Consider the following 14246-nt stretch of genomic DNA (forward strand, 5'->3'; position numbering starts at 1 on the left):
ATTCCTTCATCCAGCCTGCTCCTCAGTGTTAAAAGCGGACTTCCAGGGCAGCCGACGTTGTTGCGTAAATTTTTTAATTTAAAAATCCTGCAGAGGATACAACATTTCCGCCAGTACAGCGTGTATTTAACTCAAAAAAACAAAAAAACAGAGGACCTGAGTCCCCTGCATAGTATATAGCTTGAACGAGAGGCTTGCCCACTGTTCGCACCGATTCCAATTGCGGTGAATATTGCGACTTCCTGCCGCTCTGTTCCCGGAACACCGGTTAGTTAGCTCTTAAGAGCGATATGTGTGATGATCCTGAGCGTGCTTCAGAAATAGAGCCATTACCCAAGCGGAGTGTTCACCAGCAGCCTTTTGATGGAACGGTTAGCTTCATGGAGCACAGTTTCCTTATCGACGGTCTTCAGCAGGCCTTTATGCATCAGGATTTGTCCGTCCACAATCGTCGTTTCCACATCCGCACGGGTGGCGGAATAGACAATCCGCGAGATCGGATCTACATCATAGGAAGGGAAGGTATGGAAATTATACAGGTTGAGGATCGCCAGATCGGCTTTTTTGCCAACCTCGATGCTGCCGATCTGATCCTCCATGCCCACCGCCTTCGCACCCCCGATCGTTGCCATCCGGAACACACTTCTGGCGTCCATCGTGGTCGGCCCATGCTGCGGCTTCTGGATCACCGCCGCCAGACGCATTTCATTGAACATATCCAGGTTGTTGTTGCATGGAGCACCGTCCGCGCCAAGGCTAAGATGGATATGATCATGCAGCATTCCAGGAGTGTCGGCAATGCCGGAGGCCAGCTTCAGGTTGGAGCCCGGGCAGTGGCTGACATGAACTCCGCGGTCCCGCAGAATCCGCTTCTCCTCCTCATCGAGCCAGACGCAGTGGGCCAGAATCAGGCGCTCATTCGCCAGCCCCAGATGATCCAGATAGACCACGTTACGCATACCGGTCATCGCCTGCACAATCTCGATCTCCCCCAGATTCTCGGAAGCATGGGTGTGCACCTTGACCCCGTAGTGCTCCGAGAGGTTACGTACCTCTTTCAGCAGCGGCTCCGTGCAGGAAATGACAAAACGCGGGGAAAATGCATATTGAATCCGCCCGTTGCCATATCCATTCCACTTCTCCAGCAGATCCACGCTCTCCTGAAGGGAAGCTGCCGTATCCTCCTGCAGCGCTGCCGGTGCATCCGCATTCTTCTGATCCATCATCACCTTGCCGGATAGGGCGCGGATGCCGCTTTTGGCGATTGCCTGGAAGGCAAAGTCTGTATGATTCACCGTCTCCATATCCACTATGGTCGTTGTGCCGCTTGTAATTAACTCCCCAATGCCGAGCATAGCGGAATAATACAGCGACTCCTCATCATGCGCCGCCTCCAGCGGCCAGATCCGCTTGCGCAGCCAGTCCATCAGCTCCAGATCATCGCCTTTGCCGCGGAACAGTGTCTGGCACAGATGAATATGGGTCTGCACAAATCCGGGAATTACCGTGCGGTTCTTCGCATCAATTACTGTCTCTTCCCCCTGCGCCTCCAGGCCGCTGCCGATCTCCACAATCAGATCATCCTTGATGCGGATATCCCCGTATATAATCTCCTCTTGCTTGTTCATTGTAATAATCTCCGCATGCTTGATCAGGATGTTCGCCATAACCCATTCCCCCTAGTCTTGTTGATGTCCAGCTGGCTTATAACACAAAAAGGCCACAAAAATATGCCTCAGCATATTTTCGTAGCCAGAAATTTACGGTTCCCGGTAGAGACCCTTAAACCAATTATTAAGGATATACGAAAAGGACTATTCAATTGCTTCTGAATAATCCCATCATAAAGTAAAGACAACTTTCTTGTCAACATAAGTTATAAATATTAACACGAAACTATTTACGGCAGATTAAAATGAATTATCCCCTATTATTATCTTCAAATATGTAATATAACATTACATAAACTGTCCGGAAATCTCCGTCAGTACCTTCTCAAATACAGGAAAAGCCGCTACCCGGCCGGGAAAATGAATCTCGCCTCTCTGCACATAGCCAAGTGAGGGATAAATTTTGAGTACCCGTTCATTCTTCGCATAAGTATCCATCCGAATACTGCTATACCCGCTGTGACGGGCGTGCTCTTCAGCGAAAGCAATCAGCTGCCGGGCGATCCCTTTACCTTGGAACTCCGGATGAACCGCGAGCCGGTGCATGATCAGATGCGGCCCCTGCTGCTGTAACCATTCAATTGCCCCATATTGCTCCGCCTGATTCTCATCCAGCACAATAATACCGGCAATGGCTTCGTTGTCCAGACAGACAAATAATGTGCCTGTATCAATATCCGCTGCAATGATCTCACGGTTCGGATAGCTCTCATCCCATTGATCGCTTCCGCCTGCCTGCATAACTTGTACACATTTGGCAATCAGATCCATAATCTCTCCGATTTCATTGCTCTGTGCTCTTCGTATCTCATTCCCAATCATGTATAGTCCCCGCTTTCCTACCTGGCATTCGAACCCGGTAAAGTTCTGTTAAGAAGTCTACCATATCCGGGCGAAAATTCCGATAGGCCGCCATTTCCAGTATCGTCCATAGGCTATAGAGGCGGCAGGAGAACTTGCCAACCTCTATAGCCGCTCATCTTCTAAGCCACAGCTGCTGCTCGCTCAGCCCAGCTCCAGCTTATGCCCGTCTTCGAAGCCCTTGGCGAAACCTGCGTCGAACCCCACGTTGTATGCTTCGGTGTAGCCCTGCTGAAAGGCGTCTCCCGGCGGCAGCTCCGGAGGGACGCCCAGATCCGGGGGGAGCGGGACTACCTGCGCTACCGGCGGCGCTTCGACTGCCGGAACAACCTGTACCGGCGGCTGAACCACATGCACCCTGCGGACAAGCCGGCGGCGGAGTCTTCTTTTCTTGCGCAGCAGCGGCGCTCTCTTGCCCGTCTTGCGGATCAGTCCTCTGCGCGTTTTGCGTCCAAGGCCTCTGCGCACCCTGGTCTTCCGTGACAACAGCAGTGTGCGTCTGCGGCCCTTGCTGCCTGAGCGCAGCTTGCCAAGTCTCTTTCTCTTCATCTGTCTACTCCTCCTGTACTTCATCTACTTCTTGCAGCAGTACCCTCTGAGCAATCCTTGCTCAGCCATGGCGCAGCAGGAATTCCCTGTTTGGGCTCATGCAGTGAAATGCCGGATATCATCCGGCACATTGAACTCTGGTACCCGCTCAGAATCCTGATATTGTCGCTCAGCTTGCGGGCTGTCAGCTCCGATTGCCCCGTAACTTCGGCAATGCTCTCGAGGATGGCTGCGAGCGCGGCTTGACTGCGGGCGATCGAGCGGATCATCTCCAGCTTAACGGCATGTTCGGAGAGAAGCCCGCCGCTCATTTGCTATCGTCTCCGAAGCTGAATCCATCCCCGCCGTCTCCGCCGAAATCACCGCCGCCCTCATCTTCACCGCTGCCCAGTACTGCTTTCAGATTACTGTACAGCCCGTTCTCCAGCTTCGTCAGCCCCTCCACCATCTCTACGATCACTTCGTGGATGGAGAGTGATTCCTTCAACTGGTCTTCATGGGAGTCGAATGCTCTAGCGTGGATATGATGATGGGTCCACTGCTTCACTTTTTCCGCTTCCACCGCTTTGGCCTCGAGGATCATCGCGATGTTCCACTGGATTACAGCGGTCGACTCCAGCATTTGCAGATAAGCCTTTTCTCTGCTCATCTTCCGCCTCCTTGCTCTGGTTACGCGTTACTCTTCTTCCTGACCGTTTAGTTCCTTGATCACTCTGCCTACTCCCTCTGCCATCGCTTCTTCAAGATCGGCAAGTGCATTCAAGTAAGCAATAATGTTCTTGTTAACCTGACCTGAGCTTTCTACCAGCCCACTGAATCCGCCGAAATCAGGGTCCGCATCCGGCAGATCGTGAACTATTTGCGACATACGGACGGCTACGTGGCGTTCGGCGTCGAGAATCCGAGCCATCTGTTCGTGCGTATGGGCCATGTGCTGCAGGACTTTTGTAATTTTACTCTGCACCTTCATGTCTCCTTTGCTCAAACGCCCTGCTACAGCATATGCGGCATCAGCCGTGACGGTGCCGGAGAAGCTCCGCAAGTTATGGAGGTCCGCGTGTCATAAGACCGCTAAGCGCTGCGGCTCCAGATGCTGCGGCTGCTAAGTGGAAAAACGTCACTTAATTTATTCGAATGACCGGGAATCAGAGCAACAAGTGGAAAAAGGACAACTATTTCTATATTGGCCGGGCAAAAAAGTACATTTGGGAAGAAATAAATGCCTTTTTTCCACTTAGGGTGGATACAAAAGACAAAACGGGATTATTAAGTGGAGAAAATCCAACTGCTTCCGGCGCGAAGCACTGGCGCGGAACTCGAGGAGGGGACTGGCGCGGAACTCGAGGAGGGGACTGGCGCGGAACTCGTGGGGCATGGAGGGGAACTAGAGCGGATAATGCCGAGGCTTACGGGAAAGTTACCAGCTGGAGGATATTGACAAGCAGCTCAACGGCAGACTATGCTTGGCTGAAATCGGAGCTATATTATAGTTGTCCGGATCTATGTATCCGGAGTGGAACTGGAGGTAATCTATGAAACTTACAGACAACCGTCTGAATCTGCGGCCCCTGACTGCAGCCGAGCTGGAACTGGCCTTGGACAATTACGCGGAGCTGGAGCAGTCGCTGGGCTTGAACGTAACCGCAGCCCAAACCCTGCTGGATGACGAAGAGATGCGTTATGCCATGCGGGTGAGGCGCGCCAAGGTTCTCCAGGATGAGCAGAACTATCCCTGGCTGACCAATTGGGCCATTATTCATCTGGAGGAGCAGCGGATTATCGGCTTCCTGATCCTCAAGGGCGGGCCGAATGAGCAAGGCGAGGTTATTCTTGGTTATGTCATTGATGAGAAGTACCGGGGGCATGGCTACGCTACGGAAGCGGTGCGGCACATCACGGCCTGGATCTTCAATCATCCGGATGCACGCTGGGTCATCGCGGATACCGAGAAGGATAATACTGCCTCGCACCGCGTGCTGCAGCATCTGGATGCAGAGCTGTACCGGGAGACCGAAGACCTGCTCTGGTGGAGAATCGCCCGGCCCGCCATTAGCTTCGATGATGATACTGGTATTTTGCGGGGACCCCAAAACATATAAACACCTATCTATTAAAAAAGCTGCCCCTCAGGGCAGCGTATCTCTCAGCTTTTCTCCGGCTTCGCGCAAGGACTGGAACGTTCCCGCGTCACTCCACCAGCCCTTGAGCACATCATAGCTAAGCTTGCGCTCTGCGGCATAAATATTGTTCACGTCGGTAATTTCCAGCTCACCCCTCTTGGAAGGGGATACGCGGCGGATAATATCGAATACCGCTTCGTCGTACATATAAATACCTGTAACACAGAATTTAGTCTTCGGACGCTCCGGCTTCTCTTCAATATAAGCAATCAGGGACGAATCCCCGCTGTCAAACACCGGAACCCCGTATCTCCGCGCATCATCGACCGGTTTCAATAACACCTTCGCCGTTCCCTGCGGCTGCTGCAGATAACTCTCCACATAAGGCTTCAGATCATCCATAAAAAGATTGTCACCAAGCAGCACAACAAACCGTTCCCCCGGCAAAATAAATCCTTCTGCCAGCTCGAGCGCTTCCGCGATGCCTCCTGCAGCTTCCTGGATTTTGTAAGTCAGGGATACACCGAATTCCGCGCCGCTTCCCAAAAAGTCGGTGTACTGTCCTGCGGACTGTTTGCTGATGACCAGGAGAATATCGGTTATACCCCCCCGGCGCAGCCGGTCAATGCCGTAACACACCATAGGATACTTGCCGACCGGAAGCAAATGTTTGTTCATAAGCCGGGTCAACGGGTAAAGCCTTGTTCCTGTTCCGCCCGCCAGTATGACTCCTTTCACTTACTTTCCTCCTCTTTATCTATGTCTTTAGCCTTTGGCCTGGCCCCTCAGATGAATTGTGCGGGATCTACATGCCATTTCTCCATAAATAATCTGCGGTTACGCTCCACCAGCTCCTGAAGTGAGGAAGAGTAGACTTCCCTGAAGCTGGCGCTGCCTTCATGATACACCAGACAATCTCCCGCGATCAGCAGCCGGTATCCCTTCAGTCTGGCGCGGTAGCAGTAATCATCATCCTCGTAATGGCCCGGTGAAAAGCGTTCATCCAGCAGGCCGATGGTATCCATGAGCTCTCTTTTGAATAATAAGCACAGCCCTACAAGCCTTCTGGCCTCCAGCCGTTTCGCCGCATCTGGAGCATTCGCCAAACGGGCTTCAGCATGATAACCCGGAATATCCGTATACCCCGTCTCCACCTGCTGCCGTCCGCTGGCATAATTGGTCACCGGACCCACCATTCCGATATCCGGGGCGCTGTACAAAGCGCTCTTCAGATTCGCCAGCCAGCCCTGCGACACAATAACATCATTGTTCAGCAGCAAAAGCTCATCTCCCGCAGCCAGCTGCAGCCCCAGATTGCAGGCCAGCGGAAAGCCGCGGTTCTCCGGAAGGGAAACAAGGGTAAGCTTATTCGTGCGGCAGTAAGCATCCGTTTCGTCACTTGAGGCATTGTCGACTACAATAATTTCATAGGGTGAATCCGTATACGCCCTGATTGATTCAACACAGGAACGCAGCAGGCCGAGCCTGTTATACGTTGGAATAATAATGCTGGTCAGTGTCATAGGGCATTCCTCCACGCCGCCATCTGCCGGCGCTGCTCCTGCAGATGGCTCTCGGACAGCCGCCCGCTTGCCTGCTGCTCTCCAAGAACCTGGGCCAGCGCCTCGGCATGATCACCGGCGATCAGCTGTTCCATCGCATTTCCGGCCCCTGTGTTGCTCTGGCGCAGCCGGTTATGCTTGATCACATTCACCGTGCCTGCCTTCTCCACCCGCAGCTGCCGCATAATCGAGAGCGCATGCGCTTTCGGCGGCACCATAAGCTCACGGTAGCCGATCCGCTCCAGCGCCTTCCTTGACATGGCATGGGGAACAGCTGTCATCGAGCTGACGCCCAGATCACTCCGCCCCAGTACGGCATTCAGATACATTTTGCAGCGGGTAACCGCATCGCTGAGGGCAAAGGGGGGCAGCAGATGATCAAGATCATTCAAGGCTACATCAACACCGCCATCCACCGCCTCCGCAAAAAGAGACATGTGCCGGGCGGGAATTACCATATCCCCGTCCAGGAACAGCAGAATATCCCCCCGGCTGAGCTTGGCGCCAAGCGACCGTCCCACATCATGTCCGGCAGATTCCGGAATATGCACAATTGTCGCCTGGGGGCACAGCCGGGTACGCTGGAAGCTGCGGTCGCTGCAGCCGTTAAGCACGACAATAATCTCCAGCGGCTTGAGCCGGGTTACCTGATCAAGCAGCTTCAACAAGGTCTGCTCCTCATTCCTGGCCGAGATAACCACGGACAATGAACCGTGCAGAGCCGGCAGCTGCCGTCCTGCTCCGCTGCCGGCGGCAGAAGCCCCCGCAGCCGTGCGGCGGGAACCCGCTTTGCCTGCCGCCGGCCGCCGGACAGCTGCGGCTTTGGCGGCGGCGCTCCGGCGGGGCGCAGCAGCGGCTGGTTTGGCCGCCTTGCTCCGGGAGGCGGAGCTGCCCGGCCGGGTACGCCGGGCAGAGGCCCTGCTCCTGCCCGATGCTTTTACACGGGAAGATACGTGAACCTCCTGCCGGTGTCCGGGTGAAGGCTCCGGTGCTGCTGTCATCTCACCATCCCCCTTCGCCGGTTGCCGTCAATGAAGCCTGCTCTTTCGCCTCTGCGCTGAAGGACCAGACCTGCCGCATCCAGATGATCCGTGAGAATAACCTCACGCAAGGGATCTGTTCCCGCCTGCTTGGGCCGTACGGCATTCAGCCTGCCGACCGGCACCTTATGCACGGCCTTCACCTGCAGGCCCTCAAGCACCGCCTGCGCGTGTGCCAGAGGCGGCCGTGATAACAGGCCGCTTCCCAGAGAAGCAAGGGCTCTGCGGCTGAGTGCATGAGGCACCGCTGTCAGCGAACAGCCCTTCAGGTCCGGACGGCCAAGCATAATGTTGAGCACATGCTTGGAGAGCACCACCGGATGCGGGAATTCCTGACGGACCGGACCGGAGTAATCATTCAGAGCCACATCTGTTCCATGACTGACTGCGGCCACAAAGGGACGCAGCTGTGAAGCGTTAAGCACAAAATCCCCGTCAATAAAGAGCAGGACCTCTCCCTTGGCCGCCTCTGCTCCAACACTGCGGCCCACATCATGACCGAGCGGCTGCTCGAAGTGAATGACATGTGCCCCCAGTGCCAATGCAATCTCTGCCGTATTGTCGGCAGAACCGTTAACCACAACAATAACCTCACAGCGGGGATGGACTTCCCTGGCTCCGGCAATCACCTTGCCAATCGTTCCGGCTTCATTCATAGCCGGAATGATCACCGACACATAGGGGGCGGGGTGATTGGCCGCAGGGAACGGCACGGCAGGGCGCACCGGCCGGGAAATCCGCCGCTTGGGTTGCAAAGCCCGCCGCCCCGTGCGGCGGGCAGATGTACGTGTGTGTTTCAAGCTCATCCACCTTCCTTGCAGGGCATGGTCTCCGGGCTGAGGGTTACATCACAGTCTATGTAATCCGCTGTCCCGGGTAACGGCAAGTGTCTCCCTTCTTGCAGAAATTTGGACAAATGCCCTCCCGCTGCCGCAGTCCGGTTGAACCCGGATTTCGCCGGCCTTATCAACACAAAGAGCGCAGCCTCCGGCTGCGCTCTAGTATTGTTTATCTTCCTGCTCTAATCAAACACACGATGATCTGCAGCCGGCTTCACCAGAGGCGAACCGAGGGCGATCCAGGACAGCACTCCATAGAAGTGAGGAGTTTCGCGCAGGCGCACTACTTCAATCGTCGCGTCCCCGCCCGATCTGTTCTTCAGCGAAGCATGGAAATACGGCTGGTTGGTCATGGCGACCAGCACATAGCCGGTATGGCCGAAGCTTTCATCAAAAGATACAGTTACCTCAACACTCTGCGCGTCTCCATTAAACATAAAGGCCGTCATGCCGAACTGCTGCAGAACCTCCCGGTTTCCGGCACTCTGTACCGGACTGAACGACAGATGCTCGGGATTAACCGTTCCGGGCGCCAGATGGTCTCCGGTCACTGCACCTTGAGCAATATGATAGCTCTGCACGCTGTCTTCTTCCAGATGGCGGGATTGAATGGCAAATGAAGTGATTTTGGAAGCATCCACCGCTTCGTCCTGAAGCTCTGCACTCCCTACCGAACCTTCGGTCAGATGTTGGGTTCCGATGCTGCCAAGAGCAAGCTTCTCGCCGGTAATGCTGCCGTCCGTCAGCTGCCCTGCACCGCGCGTTTCCTCTGTAAGCTGCTCAAGCTTCTTCACAATGCCGCTGCTCAAATGACGCTCTTCCAGTGCGCCGTCTGCCAGATGCTCTCCTTGGATGCTCTGCCCTTGCAGATGCTGGGCACCTACTGCGCCTGCCGCCAGCTTGCTTCCAGTGATGCTTCCGTCTGCCAGCAATTCGGAGGTTAGCGTATCCTCGGCCAGATGGTCCAGACGGATGCTGCCGGAGCGGATATGGCGGCCGTCTACCGCGCCCGGGGCCAGATGGCCCCCGAATATGCTGCCCGGAGCCAGATGATAGGAACCCACTGCACCTGCCGCCAGCTTGCTGCCGGTGATGCTGCCGTCTGCCAGCTGCCCCGCATTACGCGTTTCCGCTGCGAGATGCTCCAGCTTCTTCACAATGCCGCTGCTCAAATGACGCTCTTCCAGCGCACCGTCTGTCAGATGTCCGCTCTGGATGCTCTGCTCCTGCAGATGTTGGGCACTTACTGCACCTAGCCCCAGCTTGCTGCCAGTGATGCTGCCGTCTGCTATCTGCCCTGCATTGCGAGTCTCCGCTGCGAGATGCTCCAGCTTCGTCACAATACCGCTTCCCAAATGACGCTCTTCCAGTGCACCGTCTGTCAGATGTCCGCTGTGGATGCTCTGCTCCTGCAGATGCTGGGCACCTACTGCGCCTGCCGCCAGCTTGCTTCCGGTGATGCTGCCGTCTGCTATCTGCCCTGCATTGCGAGTCTCCGCTGCGAGATGCTCCAGCTTCGTCACAATACCGCTGCTCAAATGACGCTCTTCCAGCGCACCGTCTGTCAGATGTCCGCTCTGGATGCTCTGCTCCTGCAGATGCTGGGCACCTATAGCGCCTACCGCCAGCTTGCTGCCGGTGATGCTGCCGTCTGCTATCTGCCCTGCATTGCGCGTTTCCGCTGCGAGAAGCTCCAGCTTCGTCACAATACCGCTGCTCAAATGACGCTCTTCCAGTGCGCCGTCTGTCAGATGTCCGCTCTGGATGCTCTGCTCCTGCAGATGCTGAGCACCTACAGCGCCTGCCGCCAGCTTGCTGCCTCCGACACTGCCGTCTGCCAGCAGCTCTGAGCTCAGCGTATCTTCAGCGAGATGCTCACGCTTGATGCTACCCGCGCGCAGATGGCAGCTGTCCACTGCTTCCGGTGCCAGGTGACCGCCATAGACGCTGCCGGAAGCCAGATGAACAGAGCCTACTGCGCCAGCCGCCAGCTTGCTTCCTCTAATACTACCGTCAGGCAGCAGTTCAGAGCTGCGGACTTCCTGCGCCAGATGTTCCAGCAGGATGCTGCCGGAGGCCAAGTGATGCCCTTCCAGCGACCCTTCCGCGACATGCTCTCCGTGGACGCTCTGCGGCTTCAGATGCTGCGGCCCCACTGCCTCTGCCGCCAGCTTGCTGCTTCCAATACTGCCGTCAGGCAACAGCTCAGCACTTCGTACTTCGTCTGCCAGATGCTCAAGCTTAATGATACCCGAACTTAAATGCCGCTCCTCAAGCGATTCATCCGCAAGATGCTCTCCATGGATGCTCTCCAGCTGCAGATGCTGTGAATGTACAGCTCCTGTGGCCAGCTTGCTTTCGTCAATGCTGCCATCCGGCAGCAGCTCGGCGCTCAGCGTCTCGGAAGCCAGATGTGCAAGCTGGATGCTGCCGGTGCGGATATGGCGGCTGTCCACTGCATCTGGAGCCAGATGACCGCCATAGATGCTGCCCGCAGCCAGATGGAAGGAGCCCACCGCACCTGCCGCCAGCTTGCTTCCGCCAATACTGCCGTCCGGCAGCAGCTCCGCACTCCGGGTTTCATCTGCCAGATGCTCAAGCTTGATCAGACCGGAATGCAAATGCCGTTCCTGCAGTATGCCGTCAACCAGATGCTCACCATAGATACTCTCCTGCTGCAGATTCAGCGAGCTTACCGCACCTGCGGCCAGCTTCTCACTGCTAATGCTGCCATCCGGCAGCAGATCTGAGGTCAGTGCATCCTGGGACAGATGTGCCAGCTGGATGCTGCCGGGCCGGATATGACGGCTGTCTACGGCACCTGCCGCCAGATGGCCGCCATACACGCTGCCTGCCGCCAGATGAAAAGCACCTACAGCGCCTGCTCCCAGCTTGCTGCCTACGATGCTGCCATCCGGCAGTAGATCTGCACTGCGCGCTTCTTTCGCCAGATGCGCCAGCGTGATCTCGCCTGCACGGATGTGCTGCCCTTCTACGGCTTCCGGCGTCAAATGGATAGTCTGCACACTGTCCGGAGCCAGATGGACGGATTCCACAGCCCCCGGCGCCAGCTTCTCCCCGCTGATACTGCCGTCCGGCAGAAGCTCCCCGCTGCGGACTTCTTCCGCCAGATGAGTCAGGCTGATGCTGCCGCCGGCTATATGCTGTCCTTCTACCGAGGATTCGGCCAAGTGGCTGCCAGTCACACTTCCTGCCGCGAGATGACGGGCGGCTACAGCACCCTCCGCCAGCTTGGCGGCACCGATGCTGCCATCCTGAATCTGGATGGAGGATACAGAGCTAGGAATGATATGTCCGTTACCGACCGACATCGGACGGATATGCGCTCCGCCCACACTTCCCGGCGCGAGATGTCTGCCCTGCACCGATGTATCGCTGATGGAATCCGGTCCAACGGCACCTGCTGCCAGATGTTCGCTCTGCACAGCTAAAGCTGCCAGCTTTGAAGCACTCACACTGCCGTCAGCCAGCTTGATCGAGGTAACCGATAAATCGCCAAGTTTGTCTGTTGAGACGCTCTCCGGCGATAATTTCAATGAAGTTACAGCATGGTCGGCCAAATGATGCGGCTGTACAATACTGGCAGCGAGGTGTGCCTCCTTCACTGCTCCGGAAGCCAGCTTATCTCCCGATACCGAACCGGACTGCAAGGCGGATGAAGTTACACTATTTTCCCCGAGATGCCTGCGCTCTACAGCTCCCGGAGCCAGATGTTCAGCGTCAACCGCTTCCTCCTGCAGCACGCGGCTGCTGATGCTGCCATCGGCCAGATGCTTCTCTTCAACGGCACAGACGGCGATATGTTCTCCGCTCACCGCTTCTCTGGCGAGGGCATTTCCGCCAACCGCACCAGTGGCCAGCTTGGCGGAAATGACACTCCCGTCCGCCAGCTTGGTTGAGCTGACACTCTGAGGACTAAGATGTTCTCCCGTAACAGAGTCATACGCCAGCTGCTCTTCCGTAACGGCCCCGGGAGCCAAATGTCCGGCAAGAACGGCATGCTGCTGGAGCTGCGGGGATCCGACGGATTCCATAGCCAGGTGTGAATTGTCTACGGCTTCGCGCTGCAGATGAGCCGAGGTGATGGCCTGCAGGGCAATTTGCGGTCCGCGTACTGCGGATTTGGCGATATGGCGTGTAGTTACCGCTTCATCAGCCAGCTTATGCGGCAGGATGCTCTGGTCCGCGATCTTGGAGGAAGTCACCGCCTGCTCGATCAGCTGTGTTGTACCCACTGCACCCTCTGCCAGCTTCACGAATGAAATACTGCGGTCCGCCAGATGCCGGCTGCCAATTTCCCCGTCAGCGATATGCTCCGCATTTACGCTCTCCGGGCTTAAGTGCTGGCTGCGGACAGCCTTCTCCTTGATCTGCCGTGATCCAACTGCTGCGTCCGCGAGATGCCCGCCGTCAATGATGCCCGCCTGAAGCTGCTCTTTCCCGATCAGCCGGGTAGCCAGCTGCTCCCGTCCAATTGCGCCAGGAGCCAGATGCTTCGATGTAATGACGCCTTCACCTACGTGGCGGCCTTCAATCACCGCGTCGCCCAGCTTCACGCCGCTGATCTCTCCATCGGCGATTTTGTCACCGGATATCGCTTCATCTGCCAATTTCGAGCGGTCAATGCTGCCGTTGCCGATGTGGCGGCTGACAATACTGCTGCTGAGAATTTTCTCGCCGGTAACCGCACCGTCATCCAGCAGCTCCGCCGTGATGATGAACTCGCTGAGATGCCTGCTGCTGATGGCTCCATCGGCAATCTGCCCTCCGCCAATAATCCGGTCCGCCAGCTTCTCCGGACCGATGCTGCCGTTCTTCAGCTTTTCTCCGCCAATGGAATGATCCAGCAGCTTCCCTCCGCTGATACTGCCTTCCGCCAGATGCTCGCCGGCAATGGATTCCGGAGCAATCTTAGAGGAAGTTATCGCCTTGTCCGCGATGTTGATGTTCTGCACAGCATAGTCCTGCAGCCATGGCGTACCAATGATGCCGAACTTCAGCTTGGACCCGTCAATCGTGCGCGGAGCAATCTTGGCACCGGTGACTGCCGCATCGGACAGATCATCGGTATAGACGGGCTGCAGGCGCTCTTTTTCCACAGTTACAATGACAGCCGGCTCCACCAGAGATTCAACATCCTCATGCTCCTCCTGGTCCTCTTCCACTACCGTTTCCTGAATAGCCTCTGGTTCAAGCAAAGTCTGCCGGACCGCCTCCGGCGCCTCCAGGATTTCCACCCCGCTGACCTGCAGCGTCCGGTCCACAGTATCCACCGCTTCTACGGCGGCAGATTCTTTCACTTCTTGTATTTTGGGACTGCTTTTCAACATGCTAAGTTCAGTCTTATTGGGATCATCTACATAATAGAGCGGCTTTTTTGAACTGCGATGCTGATTTCTTTTGGAACTCTTCACAAGCAGTCTCCTCCTTCCATCTGTTGTTTCTCCTAGGCATCATATGCAGTAGTATGGGCTGATGACACCATTCCCCCGGCTAAGCTTTGTTAAGAAAAGGGTGTAGTGTTCAAAAGAATTCCATTCTCTCCTTTCAAAAAAGGGCATCTGCCGCCGCGCATCCGTCCAAC

Annotated in this window: 12 protein-coding genes and 1 riboswitch; of the genes, 1 reads left to right on the top strand and 11 read right to left on the bottom strand. The window is 56.0% G+C overall.

The annotated features are described in order from the left end of the window. Positions 1-329: 329 nt before the first annotated feature. The 6 genes from GC101_RS17750 to GC101_RS17775 all read right to left on the bottom strand — a co-directional run bounded on the left by GC101_RS17750 (position 330) and on the right by GC101_RS17775 (position 4050). Positions 330-1667: a 5'-deoxyadenosine deaminase gene (locus tag GC101_RS17750; RefSeq protein WP_171718324.1), complete on the bottom strand. Its 1338-nt coding sequence runs from the start codon at positions 1665-1667 to the stop codon at positions 330-332. Between the two features lie 62 nt (positions 1668-1729). After that, positions 1730-1828: riboswitch (purine riboswitch) on the bottom strand. A gap of 130 nt (positions 1829-1958) precedes the next feature. Continuing rightward, a complete protein-coding gene (locus GC101_RS17755) occupies positions 1959-2492 on the bottom strand; it encodes a GNAT family N-acetyltransferase (protein WP_216626657.1) in 534 nt (177 codons plus the stop codon). A gap of 183 nt (positions 2493-2675) precedes the next feature. Then, positions 2676-3080, bottom strand: a complete 405-nt coding sequence (locus tag GC101_RS35805; RefSeq protein WP_216626658.1) for a FliH/SctL family protein — start codon at positions 3078-3080, stop codon at positions 2676-2678. Positions 3081-3100: 20 nt separating this feature from the next. Next, a complete protein-coding gene (locus GC101_RS17765) occupies positions 3101-3391 on the bottom strand; it encodes a hypothetical protein (RefSeq protein WP_171718325.1) in 291 nt (96 codons plus the stop codon). Further along, positions 3388-3729 carry an alpha-helical endospore appendage domain-containing protein gene (locus GC101_RS17770; RefSeq protein WP_039306867.1) on the bottom strand — a complete coding sequence of 114 codons (342 nt, stop codon included), beginning with the start codon at positions 3727-3729 and terminating at the stop codon, positions 3388-3390. The genes GC101_RS17765 and GC101_RS17770 overlap by 4 nt, the downstream gene beginning before the upstream one ends. A gap of 27 nt (positions 3730-3756) precedes the next feature. Further along, complete coding sequence (locus tag GC101_RS17775; protein ID WP_081751236.1) at positions 3757-4050, bottom strand: nucleoside-diphosphate sugar epimerase; 294 nt, start codon at positions 4048-4050, stop codon at positions 3757-3759. Positions 4051-4612: 562 nt separating this feature from the next. Between GC101_RS17775 and GC101_RS17780 the strand changes: the two genes are divergently transcribed. After that, positions 4613-5179, top strand: a complete 567-nt coding sequence (locus tag GC101_RS17780) for a GNAT family N-acetyltransferase (protein WP_171718326.1) — start codon at positions 4613-4615, stop codon at positions 5177-5179. Between the two features lie 27 nt (positions 5180-5206). Here the strand turns inward: GC101_RS17780 and GC101_RS17785 are convergent, their stop codons facing one another. The 5 genes from GC101_RS17785 to GC101_RS36770 all read right to left on the bottom strand — a co-directional run bounded on the left by GC101_RS17785 (position 5207) and on the right by GC101_RS36770 (position 14076). Continuing rightward, a complete protein-coding gene (locus tag GC101_RS17785; protein WP_171718327.1) occupies positions 5207-5938 on the bottom strand; it encodes a sugar phosphate nucleotidyltransferase in 732 nt (243 codons plus the stop codon). Between the two features lie 47 nt (positions 5939-5985). Beyond that, the gene (locus GC101_RS17790) at positions 5986-6723 is read right to left on the bottom strand and encodes a glycosyltransferase family 2 protein (protein ID WP_171718328.1); all 738 of its coding nucleotides are present in this window, start codon (positions 6721-6723) and stop codon (positions 5986-5988) included. After that, positions 6720-7763 (bottom strand): glycosyltransferase family 2 protein, encoded by a 1044-nt coding sequence (locus GC101_RS17795; RefSeq protein ID WP_171718329.1) that lies wholly within the window; start codon positions 7761-7763, stop codon positions 6720-6722. Before GC101_RS17795 ends, GC101_RS17790 begins: the two co-directional genes overlap by 4 nt. Beyond that, positions 7760-8608 carry a glycosyltransferase family 2 protein gene (locus GC101_RS17800; protein ID WP_171718330.1) on the bottom strand — a complete coding sequence of 283 codons (849 nt, stop codon included), beginning with the start codon at positions 8606-8608 and terminating at the stop codon, positions 7760-7762. Before GC101_RS17800 ends, GC101_RS17795 begins: the two co-directional genes overlap by 4 nt. Positions 8609-8823: 215 nt before the next feature. Continuing rightward, positions 8824-14076 (bottom strand): WIAG-tail domain, encoded by a 5253-nt coding sequence (locus GC101_RS36770; RefSeq protein WP_171718331.1) that lies wholly within the window; start codon positions 14074-14076, stop codon positions 8824-8826. Between the last annotated feature and the right edge of the window lie 170 nt (positions 14077-14246).

This window comes from Paenibacillus phytohabitans (assembly GCF_013141775.1).
GTDB classification, from domain to species: Bacteria; Bacillota; Bacilli; order Paenibacillales; family Paenibacillaceae; genus Paenibacillus_AQ; species Paenibacillus_AQ phytohabitans.

Coding starts and splice junctions, on each gene's coding strand:
- GC101_RS17750 (WP_171718324.1), bottom strand. CDS start 1,667: ATGGCGAACATCCTGATCAAGCATGCGGAGATTATTACAATGAACAAG.
- GC101_RS17755 (WP_216626657.1), bottom strand. CDS start 2,492: ATGATTGGGAATGAGATACGAAGAGCACAGAGCAATGAAATCGGAGAG.
- GC101_RS35805 (WP_216626658.1), bottom strand. CDS start 3,080: ATGAAGAGAAAGAGACTTGGCAAGCTGCGCTCAGGCAGCAAGGGCCGC.
- GC101_RS17765 (WP_171718325.1), bottom strand. CDS start 3,391: ATGAGCGGCGGGCTTCTCTCCGAACATGCCGTTAAGCTGGAGATGATC.
- GC101_RS17770 (WP_039306867.1), bottom strand. CDS start 3,729: ATGAGCAGAGAAAAGGCTTATCTGCAAATGCTGGAGTCGACCGCTGTA.
- GC101_RS17775 (WP_081751236.1), bottom strand. CDS start 4,050: ATGAAGGTGCAGAGTAAAATTACAAAAGTCCTGCAGCACATGGCCCAT.
- GC101_RS17780 (WP_171718326.1), top strand. CDS start 4,613: ATGAAACTTACAGACAACCGTCTGAATCTGCGGCCCCTGACTGCAGCC.
- GC101_RS17790 (WP_171718328.1), bottom strand. CDS start 6,723: ATGACACTGACCAGCATTATTATTCCAACGTATAACAGGCTCGGCCTG.
- GC101_RS17795 (WP_171718329.1), bottom strand. CDS start 7,763: ATGACAGCAGCACCGGAGCCTTCACCCGGACACCGGCAGGAGGTTCAC.
- GC101_RS17800 (WP_171718330.1), bottom strand. CDS start 8,608: ATGAGCTTGAAACACACACGTACATCTGCCCGCCGCACGGGGCGGCGG.